Genomic DNA, 19,326 nt, shown 5'->3' on the forward strand with positions numbered 1-19,326 from the left:
ACGACACGTTCAATAGCCTCCGGTGGTGGTCGAGTTCCCGATGGAATACGCACTCCGCAATCGAAATACCCCCCGAGGTATATCCGCCGCCGGCGGACAGTCCGGCGAATGATTGAATCTCGAAGCGAGGACCTTCCTTACGACCAACGGAATGAACTGCTCGGTCCCGTTATCGACTTCATCGCCGAGTGCTAGTTCGGCATCAAATTCGATGACCATCTCAGCCGCGGCCTGGAAAGGCGCGCGGCTTAGAGCGTTGCGGAACTGGGCCGCGAGGGAAGTCGGCAACCCGGCAAGCATCGGATCAAGGAAGCGTGGATGGAAATCAATACTCACGCAGTGATCCTTTTCGGCGAAAAGGCTATTCGCGCTTGCCGTCATCAGCTCGTCTGAGACACGCGCAAACAGATTGAGCTGCATGCCCTGGAAGACAATCTTTGCGTGCTTTGCCAAGCCCAATCGTGAAAAGGCAAGACCAAGGTCGGGAGCAAATTTCCGTAAAGCTGGAAACCTCAAAAATCGTGGAGCAAGAAACCGCTCGACATCAGTCCAACGCGCCTCGAACTCATCATATCCCACAACAAGGAGAGGCTTTGCATTATCAACGTCAAACACGACAAGTTGCCTGCCATTGCACAAAGCGAAATGCACACATTTTATTTCGGGGTGGATGGCGTAACTGTATGCCTGCTGAACATGTTTGCGGCTCAGGATATCTTCGCTTGGTCTTTTTGCATCCAGTACGCAAACAACCCTTCCCTCGCTCAGCAGCGTATAGTCCGGTATCAAGGTGATCGGCACTTGCCTTGTACCGGCATAGATGAAGGGATGGGCAAGAGTTTTGCTGCGGATAACGCGATCCGAGCCAGAAGGCGTGTAGCCGAGGCGCGAAAGGATGGGCGTTATGATGACCTCCCGAACGGAGTCCTCCTTGAATTCGGGATCGTCCAGCAAAGCATGATCAAAATCAGGGAACACAGTCCGCAACCTTTCGAGTCAAAGCTCCTAAACACTTGTGTTCGTGCCGTCGCGCTCATGGTCCGGGATGACCAGCCGTGCGGATCTCAGACTCCTTCTAGAGAATCGCCGCAAGCTCCACGCGATCTCGAGTGACTGCTGTGACGAGTTGCTTGTAACGTTTGGAATTGAGGTATCCCCGCACTGAATGCACGGGCTCCGGGATCAAAACACGCCAGCGATTATCGTTAAGTACAAAGACCTCATCATCTGATTCCACTATTACGCCCGCCTGGCTAGCCGAATACGCGCGCTGGCGGCTTCGCCTTCATTCCCGCCCGGTGGGGCTTGGTAATCTCACCGTGCTCAGCAATCCGGAAGCGATAAAACCCATCCTGCGCCAATACCCACAGGGTATCCTTAAACAAGAACGTGCGGATTGCCCCAGACAAGTTTGAGATCAATTGATTGAGCTGAGCATCTTGTGAACCAAAACCGCGGCCCGTCACCTGGGTCAGTTCGAGACTATCGCGGAGGTCATCCGCAAACGCGTTCGCGGATCTCTTCGGAGCGGCTCGACGATTGACCGCATAGAGCTCTACCGTCGTCGCACTTGCGAGGCACGAAAGCGCATTCCCGTTAAGTTCAATGCCGTAAGACTTCTCGGCAAACGACTCAAACGTAATGCGCCAGTTTCGGTCTTCCGTACCAGCGCCGAGACCAAGTAGACCGCCGGCCGGGCCACAAGCGGCAGCAATTGCGCCATATCGCCCCAGAATCTGCCGTGCCGGCAGCTCGGAGACGCGCTGATCTTGCAGGCTTGCAACGGCCGAGCGACCAACCTGACTATCCTGAAGATCGTCGCGCCCGAGCGCAACAAATTGCTGGATGCCGTTGTCGGCTCCCACAAACGCGCGTCCGTTATAGAAGCGAACATCAAGGATCGAGCGGCATACGCCCTTTGTCTGGAAGATGTAGGAATAGCCATCAACGTCAGAGGCAGACACCTCGATAGGTGCCTCGTTCGACAACAATGACGTCAATACCTCGTCTTCCTGGCCTTCAGTCGACTGATACGACCGCAGGTTCTGATTATTAGAGAACAGGGCAGCTACCACACCTGATTCCCCATTAAGCTGGTCTTCGCAGTATCTGGCTATGTCAAAGGCTCGGACAGCTCCATCCTTCGAAAACAGCCAGGCGAAATCGAAATAGAGATAGGCGTCCACAAATCGACCCGGCAGGACAAGGCGCTTTATTCTCATAGCTTGCCCTTCCGCATCCGACCGGCAATCAGGTCATCAATCGTTTCATCTTCTTCCCACTTTTTTATGAGCTCGTCAGGCACTTCATAGTTGCGATCCGATAGTGCTGAAACGGGATAGCCGTGCCATGGTCCGGGATGATTGTTGCAAGGGGGAAAAAACGCCAGCCGCTCACCCGCCAGCCCTACGGTCGTCTTCGCTTCTTTGGACACCCACCAGTAGTCTCCCGAGGAGCTCAGCCAGGCCTTGCTCTCGCTTTGATCAAAATAGCCAAATTCATCATCGCGACTGATCGAGGAATCCCATTTTGTCTTTTTTGGCTTCAGATTGGGCTGCCGATGATAGTTCAAAGACTTGTAAGTCCTCTGCTTACAAGCGGTATAGCCAAAGAGGATTCCATCGGGTTCGACCGCCAGCTGCGCCATGGTCCACACTTAGCCCACTCGTATAAATTACACAAATATTCTACTACAATCATTCCGGGCGCAAATTCCAACCGGCTTTCAAAGCCAGGGGGCGCCTACCTGACCGAAGCAGTTTGACCGCTCATTCGTCCCGAAGCCTGCATCTCAACTCCACCCCCGCTCGACTTCTACGCTGGCGATCATTGTGAACAGGCCTTCGGCGCCGCCACGGGTGGCATCGAGACTGTCGGCCGCGGCTTCCGCCCACGCCATCCATTCGGCAAGACTCCTTCCACCGATAGTCGCCTCCTCCGCGAATGGCTTCGATTTGACCGCATCGAGAAGCTCGCGAATTTGGCTGGCCACAACTCGATTGCGAGCGAGCTCACCAAGCCTCTCGCGACGCTTCTGGTCTTGCTTCATCAAGCGTTCCCGTTCAGCCCTCCGAGCCGCCTCCTGTCGCCATCGTTCCCGCTCCTGCTCCTGCTCGATGTGCCATGCTTTCAGGATCTGCGCTCCCTGAAAGAGTCGATCGACAATTCCGGGCAATTGACCCTCGAGCGGCCTGCTATCGGTCTCACGCCACTCCTCATTATGTGGACCTCGCAGGTAGGTGCGAATTGCGAAGACGAGCCTGCCGGTGCCGACGAGCTCTTGGGAGAGATAGGAGCTTCGATTGTCCTGAGGTGAGATCTTCACCTGACGGCTTTTCTCCCGAACTTGGAAGGTAATCTTTTCGCCGTCAATCGTTGCGCTCAGCAGGCCTTTCTCGGCTTCAGCTATTTTTGCGCCTCTGCCTTCGAGCGCCTGAAACAGCGCGTCAAGGATCGCATGGCGGCGGCGGTCGATCTCGGACAATGGAGAGGGTGCATTCCTGATACGCCATTGATCGCGACTCGCCGCGGCCTCCCGACGACGACGCTCGCGATTCGCAATCCAGCTCGCTATGATCGGGTGTGGCTTTGTCAGCGGCTCCTTTACGACGATCGCAGCGCTGGTGGCAGGCTCGGCGGAATTCGGCTCCTGCGCCGTCGCTTCAGCTGTCCGCTTTTCCGTCCGCCGCACGCGCGGCTTCGATGGCTCGATCTCTACGGCCTGCTCCCCGGGCTCTGGCGGAAGCGGATCAAGAGCAACCGTCTGCCCCAGTGACTTCCGCGTCCAATATCCTGATCCGGGATACGGCACGTTGCGTGCTCTGCAAATCTCCGCCAATGCAGTCGCGGAAACGCCCAGGCCGGGCGCAACCTTGCTCAAAGGCGATTTTGAGACCAGCTCGTAAAGTTCGAGGCGACTGATCCGCATAACCCATCCTGTTTCCCGGAATCTCGATCATGCAGTCGTCGTAGCGGCATCCCGATGACGCTGGTCGGCTACTCCGAACACCAGCGGCGTCCGGATTTTATTGGGCGGAAAGAACAGCGCAAACCCCGGCTGGAACTCTTTTTTGACCTCCGCCGGAATGGGATACAGCAGCATGACCGCCTGACGCGCCTTGTAGAGCTTCTGGGTCTCGGCCGACGGATTCGCGATCCGTGGCTTGTCCGCATCCTTTCTCTTTCCAAGGGAGGCGTATTCAGCAAGAACCTTGTGCCGAGGCTCGCTGATGACACCTACCCGGTCACCATCAACTCGTCCTCGATCGAACGCGGACATTCGCTGGCCGTTTACATCGCACTCGAATTCGCTCCGCGAATCCCGCCGTTGTGGAGCAATGACCAACCATCGGTCGATCTCCGGATTACGGTCCCCTGTTCCGCTCATGAAGTCCAGCTCACGGGCTATCAGGTTGGGATTAGAGCCGAGCCATCGGTACGACTTCAGAAATGCCATAACCCTTTCAGGTGCGAGGTCGACGTGCATAATGTCATACGACAGATGTTCGTCACCGACATCCAGATCGATTGCAGTTGGCGCGAAGCGCGTGCCCTCGACCATCTTCAAAAAGCTGTTCCAGTTTGTGCGCGTGTCAGTCGCGCTGGTAGGCAGCATCGTACGCTCTACCCACTCCGTCCGGAAATTCTGATGTCGCACCTTGGCGTTGAACATCTTGTTCGACGATGTCGGCTTGAGCAGGTGAGCGGGAACAAGCGGCGGGATCTGGATTGGCAGAATCCTGGGGTCGTCCATTGACGCGTACTGCTTGAGTTGTCCTCGAAACATCTCCTCATCGCGGCAAACGCCGCCGAACGCTTCATAAAGATCGATTGTCTTTCCTTTTCCGAGCGGCTCCTCCGTCCCAATGAAGAGGCGCACCAGATCCGCGTATCCCTGACGGAAGCCGAACCACCGTCCCATCTGCATCAGCGTGTCTGCGGTTCGGGCACTCCGGCGATAATAACTTACTGTGAGCCCTTCGACAGTATAGCCGCGGGAAAGCTTGGTTCCGCCAACGATTATTTTCCAGACACGAGCTTCATCGAAGACGGGAGTATCGGCGTCCTCGTCACTGTTGACCATCAGGACCCGCTTCCCGCCCTCGGCCAGTCTTTCAAGCGTCTCACCGATGTGCGGAACGATCGCAGAAAACTTGGACGGCAACTGCAGGTCAGGAGCACGTGCGGCTGTGACCGGTCGAAAATCGCTTCGGTAGAGTGCTTCGAGTCGATCGAGCGCGGCGCCGCTTCTGTAGTCGGAGCGGTTCAAGAGCTGGTTGATCATCGTTACATGCTGCTCGTGCTCCCCCTTTCGACTGGAAAGATGTACGAGCATCGTGTGGTGGATCCCGCGAACCGGTATTCCCTGTGCGACACGATACAGCTTGATCGCACCTGTCAGGATAAAGCTGTCGACAGCCTTCGTGAGATTTTCAGGGATCTTCAGATCATCTCCCTTCACCGGCCGGACAAAGCAGCTCCTCTTCGAAGTCAGATCTTTCGGATCATATGGTGGTTGCCTGTCCAGGTCATAGAAATCGGATACACCCATGTATCCGGGCGGCCGCGGGAGGCTGAGGAGAAAATCCTTCGGAAAGAGATCCTCCGGCTGGGCCGGATCCACAAACACGTTCGCAAAGGGTGTAGCCGTATAACCCACATACTGGGCCCGGGGTAAAATCCTGAGCAGCTGTACGATACTTCCGTTTACGGCCGGGCGCTCCTTGTCGGCGGGCCGCGTGTTGAGCGACGCCTGATCGGACTCGTCATCAATGACAAGTGCAGGGATGTCTTCAAGACGTACCCGCGCCTTGACTCGATCGAGATCCTCGAGAACCTTGCCCATCACGACAGAGTTTTTCTTGATGACGATCAACCTCGCCTTTGCACTCCTGAGGTTTTCCGGTGAGTGGAACGGCTTCCGCGGGCTAGCCTTCTCAAATTCCAGGGCGTCAATTCCCCGTTTCAGGCTCTGGTAGTCATATTCGGGGCCGGTAAGTCGCTGCCAGTCAAAATAGCCCAATTGGCTGGGTCTCGTGCCGTGAGAGATGAAGCTGTCAAGTTCCCGATCGCCTTCGTAATCCTTGTCGAGAAACTCACGCCCGATCATCTCCTTGTCGAGCCGTCGCTGCGTCTGCTTGCGCAGCAACTCGGTGGCGCCGGCGAGAACCACAATAAGCCGGTAGCCCGCGTCCGCCGCCCGCGCAACAACGCCGGTAAAATTCGCGGTTTTGCCACTCTGGACGTAGCCGACCACAAGTCCCTTTGACTGGAAGGCATCTTCCCTGGATGGATTCGACAACCGCTCGATCACGGACCGTGTGCTGGCATCAAGCCCAAGAAGGGCCTCCTCTTTCCATCCTCCCACGCTCGCGAGATACTGTCTGTAGGCCTTCCAGTAAAATCCGTTCGCCTCGATTTCGGCGGTGTACCAGCGCTCATGCTCTGCAGCGATTACGACGGGCTGCTCGGCAGCGTAGGACGGAAGAGCACGATCAAGAACCTTGCCCTGAGCCGTGTCCAGACCGAGAAGCCTGTAGATGAGCTTTCGTCGTTCAGGGGTGTTTGGCTCCGTATCGGTGGTCCAGCCTGCGTCCGTTGAGTAATCCCACCGGGCCAATGCGTGATGAAGCGCCAACTTGACCGGGTCGTTCAGGTCTGGCCTTGCCGCCCGATCGATTACTTCAGCGATATCTATGCAGTCCGGCACAGCGAGCTCGTCACCAAAGAACTCAAGGTATCGGGACAGTTTCTTGGGTTCTCGTTCAACCGCCGCCAGCGCCTGCTGCAGCACCTTGATCTTGAGATCCTCACTAGCGGTTGGCACAGCATACCCCCTTCACATCGTCATGATTTTTCGGAATTCGTCCGTTCCGTGCTCAATGCCGAGACCGTTTACGTCCAGCGCGTACCCGACGTCCGAGATCCTTCCCGCGCTTGAGGCTCCAAGCATTCGGTCAAGTTTGGTTTGGGTAATGCAGGGAAAGTCAGCATCTATGAAAATGGCCTTTGGTGCTGCACGCAGCACCCAGCGCATGACGTAGTGAACGGCATCCGCTTCGCGGTAGTCGACAGCCCTTAACCGGTCCTGAAACGTGCCGAGCTGGACTCGGGCTGAAGAAAGCAGCGCAACAATGCTGGAGACGAGCTCCGGAACTGAGTGCCCCGCCGCCGGACCAGTCACCTGAGCAAGAATCGACACGAGATACAGGTTACATCCTACAGACGGGACCAGCTGACCTGCACCATTGATATGATGTCGCGCGCTGGAGGACGACGTCGTCTTCACTTCCAGCTCGGTTTGCCCGTACCGGAAGTCGTGTGTGAGCCTTTTTGCTCCAGTCCATGTGTCGACCGATTTTGCTCCATTCACATGGATCAGTTCACGCAACGTCCATAATTCGCCAAACAATCCCTGCAGCTGCTCGTCCGACAGGAGATCTCCCCCAGCCAGCAACTGACGGAAATCGGTGAGCGCGGTTTCGACAGCATTCGCAGCTGTTCCAGATCCAGAAAGCAGCTGATCGCAGATTGCGAATATCAGGTTCAGGAAGGGCTGATGCAGGTAACGGATCGAAGTTGAGACCTCGAGCACCCTCTCCTGGCCCAGCGATACAAAGCGGGCCGTGATCGAACGCGGTGTTCCGATTGCGACAACCTGTTCCGTTGTCCAAACGCGCAGTGTCAGCCGATCTTCGGCTGGCACGGCAACTATTTCGACCCTCGGCTGATCAAGCACATGAATCACCGAGGGCGCAGTCGTGCCCAGGTAGATCTCCCGAAAATTTGACCAAAGGAGACGATCGAGCTTCTGATTACTCATTCAGGCTCCGCAGTAGCAGCTGGTTGCATCCTTCGAGATACTCAAGTCTCGCCTTCGTCATTGCCTGAAAATCGAAATAGTCCCTAACAAGAAGAAAGAGCATTGTCTTGAAGATCTGGGCATCGTTTTCCGAGCGTCGTTTGCCTGCCAGAATGCTCTTGCGATACAGCTCGTTCAGGACGATGCGGCGCCTCGGCCGGTCAATCTCAAAAACCGTTCCGGCATCAAGATTGGCCCAGCGAAAATCAATTGTGCGGACCCGCGATTCACCGGGCGCCGCAAATTTGCGGGCCGCCTCACGCAATGGTTTTGAAAGCCCCCGGCCTGGCACAAGCGGAAAGTCACTTCCGTCGGTCGCGCGACCTCTCGTGCGATAGACCTCCTGTGCCTTCTTGATGTAGTCCGGGAAGCGAATCGAGCCAACCGCGGCCTGCCGGACCGCATCGATGAATCCTCTCGGCAGCGTCTCGACCTTGTCCTTCTGGATACTGACATCGATGTTTTGCGGAAGATCCACAGCTATACGTGCGAGCGAAAGGTGGGGCTCGGCATCATCATCCCGGTAGCCGTTCCATCCGCCCGCCTGGATCAGCCTGTCGTTACGATAGAAATAGAATCCCTGCCTCGACGCCACTTTGCCCCCACCGAGCCGGTATGCGGGCTCGTTTGATCGCGGCGGCCAGATGTGCGCATTCAAGTCGACCCGGATGTCTTCACCAAGCTCGACTTCAAACTTCTTCGGATATCCGATCGCTCCGGACTTGGCATAGGAAAACGGGTCAAGCGGCTTGACTTCCTGCGACGACGGACTTTCCCGCTTCCCGACAAACTGCACGTCCAGAAGTATCTTCAGGGCCTCGCCGGAAAGAAAACGGTGGAAGACAAGCCCGAGATGAATGGAGAGCTCGCCGAGCGCGCGATTGACGGTCTCTTCCGGAGTTGACTGGCCCGACTTCAATCCGGTGAGGTCATCCCAGACGACGATCGTTCCCTTCTGGTTGAGTTTGAGCCCGCTCCAGGGAGCGAGCAGAAGCTGCCTGCAGCCGGATTCGGCAAGCTTCTCGCAAAGCCAGTCGCGCTCAAACGATGCGTTGGTCCAGCGCCTGCCCGAAATCTCCCGTCCGTCATTCGAGACGACCGAAAAGGTGCTGCACTGGCTGAACGATGCAGCTTTCAGTCCGATGCCATACTGCCCGAGGTCCTTTGCGCGATGAGGCAACGTCGAACCGAACTGCATCGCCTGGCTGAGCACGTCTTCTGACATTCCCTTGCCATCATCGGCAATGAAGATCCGCTGGACTCCCTTTTTGTCATAGAGAAACCGCACGAGGACCGTGCCGGCTTTGGCGTCAACGGAGTTGTCAATCAGATCGGCAATAGCTTCGACCAGTGAGTAGCCAACCCGAGCAAACGCCATTTTGGTACGTGCCGGATTAGGAGGTGTCTTCTCCGTTCCGCTTGTTTCGATTGGCGACAGATAATCCGGAACCAGGCTCATCCTAATCTTTGCCCCACCCAACCGCGTTGCCGGTCCCGACAGTTCGGCCCCGACTCAAAATTTCACCAGAGGTACCAGAAGTTGAACCTCGAGCGCGGTCAATGCCACTTTCTGGTGCAAACTTCATAAGGTGCTTCAACGCGCCCGTCAGGCCCCCGGGCAATTCCAAAATGACAAATAACCAATATATTTCAATTTGTTACAAGCCCCCCCCCCCCGCAAGTCAATCGTCTGTGTCTTGATGTTGCAAATCCGGAATGCAAATCCGGAAAGGGGCGCAGCTCATGTAACTGTTGAAGACGCAAGCGGCCCGAACTCTTGCCGCGGAAGCACAAGCCGCGGGAAATATCGTCGCGCGGTAGAGAAAGGACGTAGTACTCGGCTGACCCATGACCGGTTCGAGTGCACCGCAACAGAATACCAAGAGCGGCTCTCTGGATTGGCTGCTGATTCAACATCGACAGGGTAAGACGTGCACACGGTTTTGCGTGAAGAGCTCTACGAACAGGTCTGGGCGAGACCGATGACCAGGGTCGCGGCCGAGTATGGCGTGACCAGCACAGCACTCAAAAAGACCTGCGACCGCCATAAGATCCCGACTCCCGACCGTGGATACTGGGCAAAGCTCGAACACGGCAAGCCGGTTCGGACGAGGCCGCCGCTGCCCGGTCTGGCCGACACAAAACTCGAGCGGGTGCACATCAACGGCAACACGTCGGACCGCCTGTCGGAAGAAGTGAGAAAGGCGGGCACGGAAGTCAGAGAGCGGCTCCAGGCAATGAACCCACCGGATGCCACCGCGGCAGCTACAAACGACTCCGGTGTTAAAGAGCCTTCGATCCTGAGAGCGACGCGTCGGGCAATTTCCAAAGGTCGGCCCGACGCGCAGGGCTTCAAGAGCAGCCAGGGACGCGGCATAGTCCCTCTCAAGGTCGCGCCGGACTCAATTGACCGGGCTCTTCAGCTCCTGTCCCGACTTTTTGCCCTTGCAGAGACCGAGGGTTACAGTCCGAAAATCAGCGACACCGGTCTCGAGCTCGCAACCGAAGACGTGGCGATCGCCTTTGGCGTTGAAGAACGGCCGCGGAAGACACCACATGAGCCAACCGCAGCTGAGTTGAAGCGCAAGGACGACAATCTTCGATGGGGCTCTTCGAGAGCCGCCTGGCCCCAATACCACTATTCGCCGTCCGGGCGCCTATCCATAGTCATTCACGCAAATTTCTGGTCAGGGCTCCGCCGAACACATTCTGACGGCAGGACGCGAAAACTCGAGGCGATGCTGCCTGAGATTGTCGTGAGCCTTGTTGAGCATGGGGCGCTTCTCAGGGAGCGTCGGCAAACGGCGGAGGAGCGTGAACGCCAGCAGCGGGAAGCGGAAGTACGCCGCGAGCGTGAAGACACCTTCAACGCGCGCGAAAAGCGACGCCTGGAATTTGTGGATGCGGTCCATGAGCAACTCCTCGAGCGATCAAGGCTCGCCGCAGTTCTTGCGCACCTCGAGGTCGCCTTGTTGGACGGCAAGAACCGCGCTGAGAGCATCTCTGCATGGATCCGACGGCGCATTCAGCAGATCGATGCCCTCACCAGCCCCGACTTTCTTGATCTCTCGGCCAGATCAGCAAAGCTCGGCTTCCTCGAGCCATTGAGCCACCCGAATGGTTCGGACACCGAAGGCCACTACTACGGCTATTCTTCCACCCCTGGACTACAATTCTGGTCGATCGACGAAGAGAAGGAGCTTGCGACATCAATAAGTGCGCTGGAATGGGCCACCCAGGCCGGACTTTTGCCAGATACCCAAGGCCACGACAGCAAACTGGAGCAGACCGGTCGATCCCACTGTTTCAGGATCCCCCTGAAATCGTAGACCGGCACGGCATGCTGAACGATCTCTGACGAGCGGCCCAGCGTCCGCCTTGTAACCACCGTACGGCACCAGTTCGATCATCCGGGGCGGCGTAAGCTTGAGCACGGTCAGCGCGGCAAGCGAGAAAATGGCCATCAATCATAATCCGCGATGCGGACGTCGAGTGCGAACATGCTCTAAATGATTTCAGGCTCGCTCGCGCGGGCGAGGACCTGCCGAGGACATTGAGATTGGACACAGGATCATGATCCGTGCGGCCATTTTTCGCTCTCCTTTGCTTATTCTGCCCGGCTAGCCGCCGAGCCATCTCGCCGGGATCGTCACCAGGCCCGGGAATAGTACCATCGCGAACAACACAATCAGTTGCGCGATCATGAACGGCCAGACGCCCTTGATGATATCCTCCATGCTGATCCTGGAGACGCCGCAGACGACGTTGAGCACGATGCCCACCGGCGGCGTGATCAGGCCGATCGAGTTGTTGATGATGAAGAGCACGCCGAAATACACGGGGTCGATATGCGCCGCCTTGATGATCGGCATCAGGATCGGCGTGAGAATTAGAATGGTCGGCGTCATGTCGAGCGCCGTTCCCACGATCACCACTACGACCATGATCGCAAGCATCAGGATGGTGTTGTTGCCCATGAAGGGCTTCAGGAGATCGACGACCTGGGCGGATATCTCGGACACCGTGATCAGCCAGGACGACACCAGCGCCGCGGCGACGAGGAACATGACGACGCTGGTCGTCACGGCCGACGACACCATCACCGCATAAACCTCGGACCATTTCAGCTCGCGATAAATGCAGGTCGCGACGAACAGCGAGTAGACGGCGACGACGACGCCCGCCTCTGTGGGTGTAAAGATGCCGAAGCGCAGGCCGACGATGATGATCCCGGGCAGCATCAGCGCCCAGAAGCCGTCGATGATGGCGTGCAGGATTTCGCGAAAGGAAGCCCGCGGCGGCGGCGTCAGGTTCTCCTTGCGCACGACCCAGTACCAGGACGCGCAAAGGCCCAATCCAAGGAGCAGTCCGGGCACGATGCCCGCCAGAAACAGTTTTGAGATCGACACGTTGGCGGCGACGCCGAAGATGACGAAGCCGATGCTGGGCGGAATGACCGGGCCGATGACGCCGCCGGCGGCGACAAGGCCCGCGGCATAGGTCTTCTTGTGGCCCGCGGCCACCATCATCGGCACCAGCAGCGCCGCGAGCGCGGCAGCATCGGCCGCCGCTGAGCCTGACAGCGACGACAGGATGCAGGCCGCCATGATCGTGACGTAACCCAGGCCGCCCCGGAAGTGCCCGACCGCAACGAGCGCGACATTGACGATGCGCTTGGCCAGCCCACCCTTGTTCATGACCTCACCGGCGAGCATGAAGAAGGGAATGGCCATCAGCGGAAAGCTGTCCGCGCCGTTGATGACGTTCTGCGCCACGATCTGGGAATCGAACATGTCGATCGTGCTCATCAGCGCAACGCCGCAGATGAGGAGCGCGAAGGCGATCGGCATGCCCAGCGCCATGGCGCCGAGCAGCGAGAAAGTAAAAACGGCGATCGTCATGGCATGATCCGGGTGACACGAAGAGGATGAACAGGCGCAAGGACGATGCAGGACATCACTGCTCCTCCGATTCCCGGATGGCCACCATGTCCTCCTCGCTCGCCTGCCCGCTGATCACGCGGCACAGATCGTAGAGAAGGATGACGGCGGTCGATGCGCCGAAGATCACGCCGACAGCGTAGAAGAGGCCCATCGAAAGACCGGTGGCGGGCGCGCGGTCGTCCAGATTGATGATGGTCTGCCGCCAGCTGCCAGACAGCAGCAGCCAGTCGGCAAACAACATCAGGCAATAGTTGAGGACAAAGCAGATGCGCTTGCCTGAAGCAGGCAGTTTCCGGATCAGTGTGTCGACGCCGAGATGGGCGTGCTCGCGCATCGCGACGATCGCGCCGAGAAAGGTCAGCCAGACCAGCAGCCAGCGGGACAGCTCCTCGGAAATCGTGATGCCGGAGTTAAATCCATAACGCAGGACCACATTGCCGAAGACCAGGACGACCATGACCGCGAGACACGCGGCAATGACGGTCTTCAGGAAGGTGCAATAGAGGTCGAGAGCGCGCGCCATGCGTGACGTCCGGGCAAAGGAGGGGCGTGAACCGGCCATGGGCCGGCTCCGCCGCCTGCGTGATGGAGAGCTTGGCTAGATCAAACTAGGCTTGGCTACTTGACGTCCTTGCGGATGCGCTCGACTTCGTCGTTGAAGAGCTTCACCGTCTCGGGACGAAAGCTGGCGGAGATCTTGTCTGCGACCGGCTGCGAAGTTTTGCGCATGCGCTCGGTCTCCTCAGGTGCAATCGTGTTGTACTGCATGCCCTTGGCCTGCAATTCGGTCAGCGCCTTTTCGGTCTGAAGGCGCGTCTGCTCCTTCTGATAGCCTCGGCTTTCCTCATAAGCCTCGCGCATCAGGCGCTGCTCGGTCGGCGACAGCTTGTCCCAGAACGCCTTGCTCACCAGGATGATGTTGAAGGTGAAAGTATGGTTGGTGCCGGAAACGAATTTCTGAACTTCGTAGAAATTGTTCGAGAGAATGACCGTGTAGGGATTCTCCTCGCCGTCGACGGTGCGGGTCTCTAGCGCCGAATACAGTTCACCAAAGACCATTGGGACTGGATTGGCTTTGAAGGCACTGAAGGTCTCAAGATAAACCGGGTTTGGGATCACACGAAGCTTGAGACCGCTGAAATCCTCAAGCCTGGCGATCGGACGAGTGCTGTTGGTGACATTGCGGAACCCCATGCCCCAATATCCGAGACCGATCAGTCCTTTCGACGGCAACGCATCCAACATCGCTTTGCCGAATATTCCGGTCGCCAGCGCGTCGGCCTGCTCGACCGTCTTGAAGAGGAACGGGAAATCGACGAGGCCGAACTCCGGAATGACGGTTGCGAGCGAGGTCGTCGAGGCCGACAGCATCTCCTGGGTGCCGCCGCGCAGCGCGGATTGCTGCTGCAACTCGTTGCCGAGCTGTGAGGCCGCGAATTCGCGGACCTTCATCTTGCCCCCGCTCTTTGCCAGCAGGATCTCGGCAAACTTCTGCACGCCAAAGCTCACGGGATGATCAGTGTTGTTCAGGTGCCCCCACCTGATCGTCCGCTCCTGAATGTCGTCGGCGGCGGACGCGCCGACCATCAGCGCCACGCCGATCGCCGTCGCAAACAGCACCCGTACCAAAACGATCATTAGTTTCCCCCCTCTTCACTGGGGCACGATCCTGCGTCAACCCCATTCAGCCTTGCTCGAAACGGCTTCGTCAGAGCTTCAGGATCGCGCACCACGTTCAACAGATCCCCTGATATCATTCCCTCTCGCTCCAGCAGTTCCGTGATCGATTCTCCTGTAGCGAGCTTCGCTTTGGCGAACGTCGTCGCCTTTTGATACCCAATGAGCGGGATAAGCGCGGTTATAAGCGCTGTACTGGCTTCGAGGTGCCGCGAGCAGTTGAATCGATCGGCTTCGATCCCGTCAACGCACCGGGCAGCGAACACCTTCACGACATTGGTCAACAGGGTTATCGAATTCAGAAGGCTCGCAACGATCACCGGCTCGAACGCATTGAGTTGCAACTGCCCTGCCTCGGCCGCGAGTGTCACGGTGAGGTCTGCTCCAATGACATGAAAGGCCACCTGATTTACAACTTCCGGCACGACTGGATTGACCTTTCCAGGCATGATGGACGAGCCCGGCTGAACCGCCGGAAGCCGGATCTCGCAGAGACCTCCGCGCGGTCCACTGGAAAGTAACCTGAGGTCATTGGCAATCTTGGAAAGCTTGACCGCGACACGCTTTAGCTGGCTCGAGTAGCTTACGAAAGCGCCTGCATCCCACCCCGCTTCCACCAGATTAGTTGCCGGTACGAGTGACAAGCCAGTAAGCCTGTTCAACTCATCCAGCACGAGGCCCTGGTAACGGGGATCTGCGGTCACGCCAGTCCCGATGGCAGTTCCGCCGAGGTTGATTTCACGCAGCAGAGCCGCAGCTTCGCCCAAGCGCTCAATATCTTCGCGAATTGTTGCGGCGAAGGCACTGAACTCCTGCCCGAGAGTCATGGGAACGGCATCCTGAAGCTGCGTGCGTCCCAGCTTCAGTAGATTAGCGAACAAATTCCCTTTGAGTGCGAAGGCCGCGGCCAGCTCCTCAAGAGCCGCGGTCAGCCCGTCTGTGCATGTCAGAAGTGTCATCCTGATCGCGGTAGGATAGACATCATTCGTGGATTGCGATTGATTGACATCGTTATTGGGATGAAGGGCATCATAGTCACCCCTGCTGCGCCCCATGTGTTCAAGCGCCAGATTGGCCAGAACCTCGTTCATGTTCATATTGGTCGACGTGCCGGCACCACCCTGGAACACGTCGACCGGGAATTGGGTCGTCACCCTGCCAGCGAGCACATCGGCGCAGGCGAGTTCGATGGCTTCCTTCTTTTCATGACTTAGATCTCCGAGGTGGTGGTTCGCTCTCGCTGCCGCCAACTTGATCCAGGTCAGCGAACGCATGAATCCCGGATAGCTCCCGACACTCACTCCGGAGATGGGGAAGTTCTCGATCGCACGAACTGTCTGGACGCCGTAGTAGACATCGTCAGGAACCAGAACCGTACCGAGTGAGTCAGTCTCTGCTCTCATATTTCCTCTATTCGTCAATGCAGACGCCTTCACGCAAGGGGCGGCCCGGTCGCCGTTTCTCGGCAACGACCGTCCCTAACCGCATATTCAGCACTGCTTCGGGATCCAGATGCGCGCTAATGCAAGACCATTAGCGGCGAGCACTACTATGGCGTCGGCCTGTCATTTGGTGCGTCGATCACGCTCTTCAGGGCCGCGCTGATTGGAAGATTCAACACATGACCAGCAGGCTGGATCGGAGAATTGAACCACTTGTTATAGAGCCTGGCGAATTCACCGGATTTCATCATCGCCGCGATCGTCTCGTCCACGATCGATTTGAAGTCGGCGTCATCTTTCCGGATCATCAACGCGTCGTTGAACGTTGCGTAGGCTTTTGGAAGAATCACAAAATTCCCGGCGTCAGAAGCCAGTGCTCGTGTTCCCGCAAGTACCACATCCTCTTCAAGCCAGCCAGCAGCCCGACCGGTTCGCAGCGTGAACAGCGACTCGGCATGATCCTTCGCATTGGTAACGGTGAGCCCCGCAAGATCTTCTGATGGATGCTTCTGTGCTATTGCGAGCGCGCCAGACCCCTGGGTGATCACGACTGTCTTGCCTCGCAAATCCCTGGGATCAACGATCCCTGACGCGGATGTGACCATGAAGCGGGGCTGGCTGACAAAGGTGGTAAACGAGAACCCCACCTGCTTCTGCCGCTCGACAGTGTTTGTTGTGCTTCCGCACTCGATGTCGATCGTCCCATTTTGAAGAAGCGGAATGCGGTTCGACGCGTTGACCGACGTATAGGCGATATCAAGTGCGTCCAGCTTCAAGACCGCCTTTATGCGTTCCGAGATCGCGACGCACAGATCGACTGAAAATCCAACCGGGCGCTGCTGGTCTCCAAGGTATGAGAACGGGACTGATGCCTCACGATACCCGATCGAGATTCTTTTCGAGGATTTTATCTTCTCAAGCGTGTCACTCCCCGCATGCGCCACCTTTGCCGCACCGCAAACTGCGAGAAGAAACGACAGTATCGCGAGGCAGGGAAGTCTGCGTTTCATTTCAATCCTCTTGCGCTTTGCATTGGTTTTCGTCGAGTGGACTTCGACATTGAGAATGGATAGAATTTGCACCCAACGCCTTGTTCCAGCGCATAATTGTGGATCAAAAGCCAAAATGAGCGCCAACGGAAAAATTTCATCAGGCCCCAAGCTCCCTTTGTCGGAATTGCCAACCGGTCGGAAGCTCCCTCCACTCAAGGCCCTCCTGGCATTTGAGGCGGCCTCCCGGCTGGGTAGCTTCTCACTGGGCGCCGAAGAGGTCGGAGTTACGGCGTCGGCAGTCAGCTACCACATTCAGCAACTCGAGGAATTTCTCGGAGTAACGCTCTTCAAGCGGCACGCTGGGCGTGCCATTTTGACCAATGCAGGACGGGCTTACGCGAACGAAGTCGGACTGGCCTTCCGCGTTATTTGCGACGCAACAGCGTTGGTGGCTCCCCAGTCACAGAGAGGCAATCTGACCATAGCTGCGGTCCCGAGTTTTGCGAGTAAATGGCTTCAACCACGACTGCCAGACTTCCTGAACCGCAATTCCAACGTCGACCTACGCTTGTCTACTCTATCTGGACGCGACGATATCGAAACGGCGCGCTTTGACGTCGCAATCACTCACGGGACGCCGCCAAGCACGACCAAATTTTGTGAGCCCCTCCTGAAGGAGCGCGTGCGGCCACTTTGCAGCCCTGCGCTCGCTGCGTCTCTACACATTCACGCTCCAGCGGATCTGCTCCGTGGCACGCTCATACATTCCGTAAATCCGCTCAGTTGGGCGGAGTACATGCGACAGATGAAAGTCCCGTCTTATCACCCTGAAAAGAGTCTGTGGGTGGATCGGTCGGCTATGGCGATTGAAGCTGCGGTCAACGGATTGGGCATCGTACTGGAAAGCGATATTTTGGCACAGGAAGAACTGCTCGATGGCCGGCTGATCGCCCCGCTTGGAGACGACGCATTTTTCATCGAGACGACTTCCTATTTTCTCGTCAAGCCTCGCACCTACAACCGGAACACTCCCGCCTGGCACTTTGAGGCCTGGCTTCGCTCTGTAATTTGATCTCGCCCCCGGGGCTCCCGGAATTGATTATCGGCAGATAATAGCGCTCGGTGGCGTCGGCCGACCATCCCTGTAGAACACTCGCGGCATCCGCCCGCTTACCGCCAGTAGAATATCGCTCCCCGTTGTTTTTTGAGCAGCAGCGACGTCCGACAGCGAGATCGCGTCATCAGCACTTTCGCCAATAACGAATACCTCATCGCCAAGGACAGGGTCCTTCACCATGGACAGATCCAGCACACAGTGCTCCGACGATACGCTGAGGACCTCGGCACGACTGCCCCGGATCAACATGTATGCGCGCTGACCGGCGGCGGGCGCGCGATTTCCGTCTGCCCGACCGAATGGCACCACCCCGGTGGGGCCCGAGACGCGCCCTGCAAAGCGGCTGGGATACGTAACGTTCAGATCGGCCGCCCTGTGCGAGATATGAATCAGTCGGCTCCTGATAGAGCGAAGCACTGGCTTCAACTCCTTCTCCAGGGTCGAAAGACCAGCATCGAGAGGTGAGCGGCCGAAGAGGAAGCCACCGGGAGACACTGCGTTGCAATGATCGTCCAGCCCGCCCAGAATGCAAGCCGACGCTCTGGCCTGTGCGACCGGAATGTCGTGGCCACTCGCGCGAAGCTCCCACACCAGCGTGTCGAACGCGCCGAGCCGCTCTTTTGCCCACGCCCGTCCTTGTTCATCGCCGAATGGGACATGAGTGTAGATGCCCCCTACCTCTACCCGCGGCAATGCCGCCACTTGTTCGACGAACGATCGTGCCTCCGAAAGCGGCACGCCAAGCCTTCCAAATCCAACGTCGATCTTGATGTAAACTGGATGTCGTCGCATCGCCGCCGCTGAGACGGCTTTCGCGACTTCAAGATTGTGGGCGGTCGGAATAAGCCCGCGTCCAACAAACTCGGGCATCGCGTCCGGGAGAGCGCCGCCAAAGACGACAATCTCACCGGCCATACCGGCTTCGCGAATCCGGATTGCGTCACTTATCGATCCAGCGGCGAAAGCCGGTACACCAAGGCTCTCGAGTTGCCTGGCGACTTCAACGAGGCCAAGACCGTAGGCGTTTCCTTTCAACGACGCGATCACACGCGTACCGGGTCGAACGACTCGCATGAGCAGCCTGTAATTGCTCTCCAATGCATCAAGATCAATCTCGGCGTAGTTCGGACGAGAATAGAACGACATCATGTGTTTCTGCTTGCTGGTCGCCCGGGTTACAGGCACCGGCGCCCCTGTTTGAATTGACGCGGTTTCGCCAGCTCGCGTCGCCTGGTTATAACCCGAGCTGAGCGCCACAATCGTAACCACTCCCACGACGACTTCGCCAACGTAA

General features: G+C 57.6%; 15 protein-coding genes. 2 read left to right on the plus strand and 13 right to left on the minus strand.

Going from position 1 to position 19,326, the window contains the following annotated elements; translation table 11 throughout:
• Window positions 1-9: 9 nt before the first annotated feature.
• The 7 genes from JQ627_RS20335 to JQ627_RS20365 all read right to left on the minus strand — a co-directional run bounded on the left by JQ627_RS20335 (window position 10) and on the right by JQ627_RS20365 (window position 9,320).
• The gene (locus JQ627_RS20335) at window positions 10-987 is read right to left on the minus strand and encodes a type I restriction enzyme HsdR N-terminal domain-containing protein (protein ID WP_212485925.1); all 978 of its coding nucleotides are present in this window, start codon (window positions 985-987) and stop codon (window positions 10-12) included.
• 266 nt (window positions 988-1,253) lie between these two features.
• Window positions 1,254-2,186, minus strand: coding sequence for a hypothetical protein (locus JQ627_RS20340; RefSeq protein WP_212485926.1), 933 nt, complete (start codon window positions 2,184-2,186; stop codon window positions 1,254-1,256).
• A gap of 32 nt (window positions 2,187-2,218) precedes the next feature.
• Window positions 2,219-2,647, minus strand: a complete 429-nt coding sequence (locus tag JQ627_RS20345) for a hypothetical protein (protein ID WP_212485927.1) — start codon at window positions 2,645-2,647, stop codon at window positions 2,219-2,221.
• Between the two features lie 144 nt (window positions 2,648-2,791).
• Window positions 2,792-3,928, minus strand: a complete 1,137-nt coding sequence (locus JQ627_RS20350; RefSeq protein WP_212485928.1) for a hypothetical protein — start codon at window positions 3,926-3,928, stop codon at window positions 2,792-2,794.
• 27 nt (window positions 3,929-3,955) lie between these two features.
• Window positions 3,956-6,826, minus strand: a complete 2,871-nt coding sequence (locus JQ627_RS39660; RefSeq protein WP_212485929.1) for a Z1 domain-containing protein — start codon at window positions 6,824-6,826, stop codon at window positions 3,956-3,958.
• A 12-nt stretch (window positions 6,827-6,838) separates the two neighbouring features.
• Window positions 6,839-7,822, minus strand: coding sequence for a PD-(D/E)XK motif protein (locus JQ627_RS20360; protein ID WP_212485930.1), 984 nt, complete (start codon window positions 7,820-7,822; stop codon window positions 6,839-6,841).
• Entirely contained in the window at window positions 7,815-9,320 is a 1,506-nt protein-coding gene (locus tag JQ627_RS20365) for an ATP-binding protein (protein WP_212485931.1), read from the minus strand. The genes JQ627_RS20360 and JQ627_RS20365 overlap by 8 nt, the downstream gene beginning before the upstream one ends.
• Window positions 9,321-9,843: 523 nt before the next feature.
• Between JQ627_RS20365 and JQ627_RS20370 the strand changes: the two genes are divergently transcribed.
• Window positions 9,844-11,190: a hypothetical protein gene (locus JQ627_RS20370; RefSeq protein ID WP_212485932.1), complete on the plus strand. Its 1,347-nt coding sequence runs from the start codon at window positions 9,844-9,846 to the stop codon at window positions 11,188-11,190.
• Between the two features lie 291 nt (window positions 11,191-11,481).
• Here the strand turns inward: JQ627_RS20370 and JQ627_RS20375 are convergent, their stop codons facing one another.
• The 5 genes from JQ627_RS20375 to JQ627_RS20395 form a co-directional block, all read right to left on the minus strand.
• On the minus strand, window positions 11,482-12,762 hold the full coding sequence (locus JQ627_RS20375; RefSeq protein ID WP_212485933.1) for a TRAP transporter large permease: 1,281 nt from the start codon (window positions 12,760-12,762) through the stop codon (window positions 11,482-11,484).
• Between the two features lie 55 nt (window positions 12,763-12,817).
• On the minus strand, window positions 12,818-13,327 hold the full coding sequence (locus JQ627_RS20380) for a TRAP transporter small permease (RefSeq protein WP_212485979.1): 510 nt from the start codon (window positions 13,325-13,327) through the stop codon (window positions 12,818-12,820).
• Between the two features lie 95 nt (window positions 13,328-13,422).
• Window positions 13,423-14,442, minus strand: coding sequence for a TRAP transporter substrate-binding protein (locus tag JQ627_RS20385; protein WP_212485934.1), 1,020 nt, complete (start codon window positions 14,440-14,442; stop codon window positions 13,423-13,425).
• A complete protein-coding gene (locus JQ627_RS20390) occupies window positions 14,442-15,884 on the minus strand; it encodes an aspartate ammonia-lyase (RefSeq protein WP_212485935.1) in 1,443 nt (480 codons plus the stop codon). Before JQ627_RS20390 ends, JQ627_RS20385 begins: the two co-directional genes overlap by 1 nt.
• A 146-nt stretch (window positions 15,885-16,030) precedes the next feature.
• A complete protein-coding gene (locus JQ627_RS20395; protein WP_249143215.1) occupies window positions 16,031-17,059 on the minus strand; it encodes a transporter substrate-binding domain-containing protein in 1,029 nt (342 codons plus the stop codon).
• Here JQ627_RS20395 and JQ627_RS20400 point away from each other — a divergent pair.
• Window positions 17,049-17,987 carry a LysR substrate-binding domain-containing protein gene (locus tag JQ627_RS20400; RefSeq protein WP_212485936.1) on the plus strand — a complete coding sequence of 313 codons (939 nt, stop codon included), beginning with the start codon at window positions 17,049-17,051 and terminating at the stop codon, window positions 17,985-17,987. The two genes, JQ627_RS20395 and JQ627_RS20400, sit on opposite strands and share 11 nt — an antisense overlap.
• A gap of 27 nt (window positions 17,988-18,014) precedes the next feature.
• Here the strand turns inward: JQ627_RS20400 and alr are convergent, their stop codons facing one another.
• Window positions 18,015-19,181, minus strand: a complete 1,167-nt coding sequence (alr, locus tag JQ627_RS20405) for an alanine racemase (RefSeq protein WP_212485937.1) — start codon at window positions 19,179-19,181, stop codon at window positions 18,015-18,017.
• Between the last annotated feature and the right edge of the window lie 145 nt (window positions 19,182-19,326).

Source organism: Bradyrhizobium liaoningense (genome assembly GCF_018130785.1).
Lineage (GTDB): Bacteria > Pseudomonadota > Alphaproteobacteria > Rhizobiales > Xanthobacteraceae > Bradyrhizobium > Bradyrhizobium liaoningense_A.

Bases quoted from the DNA above. Each gene is read 5' to 3' on its own strand.
- JQ627_RS20345 (WP_212485927.1), bottom strand. From the start codon at position 2,647: ATGGCGCAGCTGGCGGTCGAACCCGATGGAATCCTCTTTGGCTATACC.
- JQ627_RS20350 (WP_212485928.1), bottom strand. From the start codon at position 3,928: ATGCGGATCAGTCGCCTCGAACTTTACGAGCTGGTCTCAAAATCGCCT.
- JQ627_RS20360 (WP_212485930.1), bottom strand. From the start codon at position 7,822: ATGAGTAATCAGAAGCTCGATCGTCTCCTTTGGTCAAATTTTCGGGAG.
- JQ627_RS20365 (WP_212485931.1), bottom strand. From the start codon at position 9,320: ATGAGCCTGGTTCCGGATTATCTGTCGCCAATCGAAACAAGCGGAACG.
- JQ627_RS20370 (WP_212485932.1), top strand. From the start codon at position 9,844: ATGACCAGGGTCGCGGCCGAGTATGGCGTGACCAGCACAGCACTCAAA.
- JQ627_RS20375 (WP_212485933.1), bottom strand. From the start codon at position 12,762: ATGACGATCGCCGTTTTTACTTTCTCGCTGCTCGGCGCCATGGCGCTG.
- JQ627_RS20380 (WP_212485979.1), bottom strand. From the start codon at position 13,327: ATGGCGCGCGCTCTCGACCTCTATTGCACCTTCCTGAAGACCGTCATT.
- JQ627_RS20385 (WP_212485934.1), bottom strand. From the start codon at position 14,442: ATGATCGTTTTGGTACGGGTGCTGTTTGCGACGGCGATCGGCGTGGCG.
- JQ627_RS20390 (WP_212485935.1), bottom strand. From the start codon at position 15,884: ATGAGAGCAGAGACTGACTCACTCGGTACGGTTCTGGTTCCTGACGAT.
- JQ627_RS20400 (WP_212485936.1), top strand. From the start codon at position 17,049: ATGAGCGCCAACGGAAAAATTTCATCAGGCCCCAAGCTCCCTTTGTCG.
- alr (WP_212485937.1), bottom strand. From the start codon at position 19,181: ATGATGTCGTTCTATTCTCGTCCGAACTACGCCGAGATTGATCTTGAT.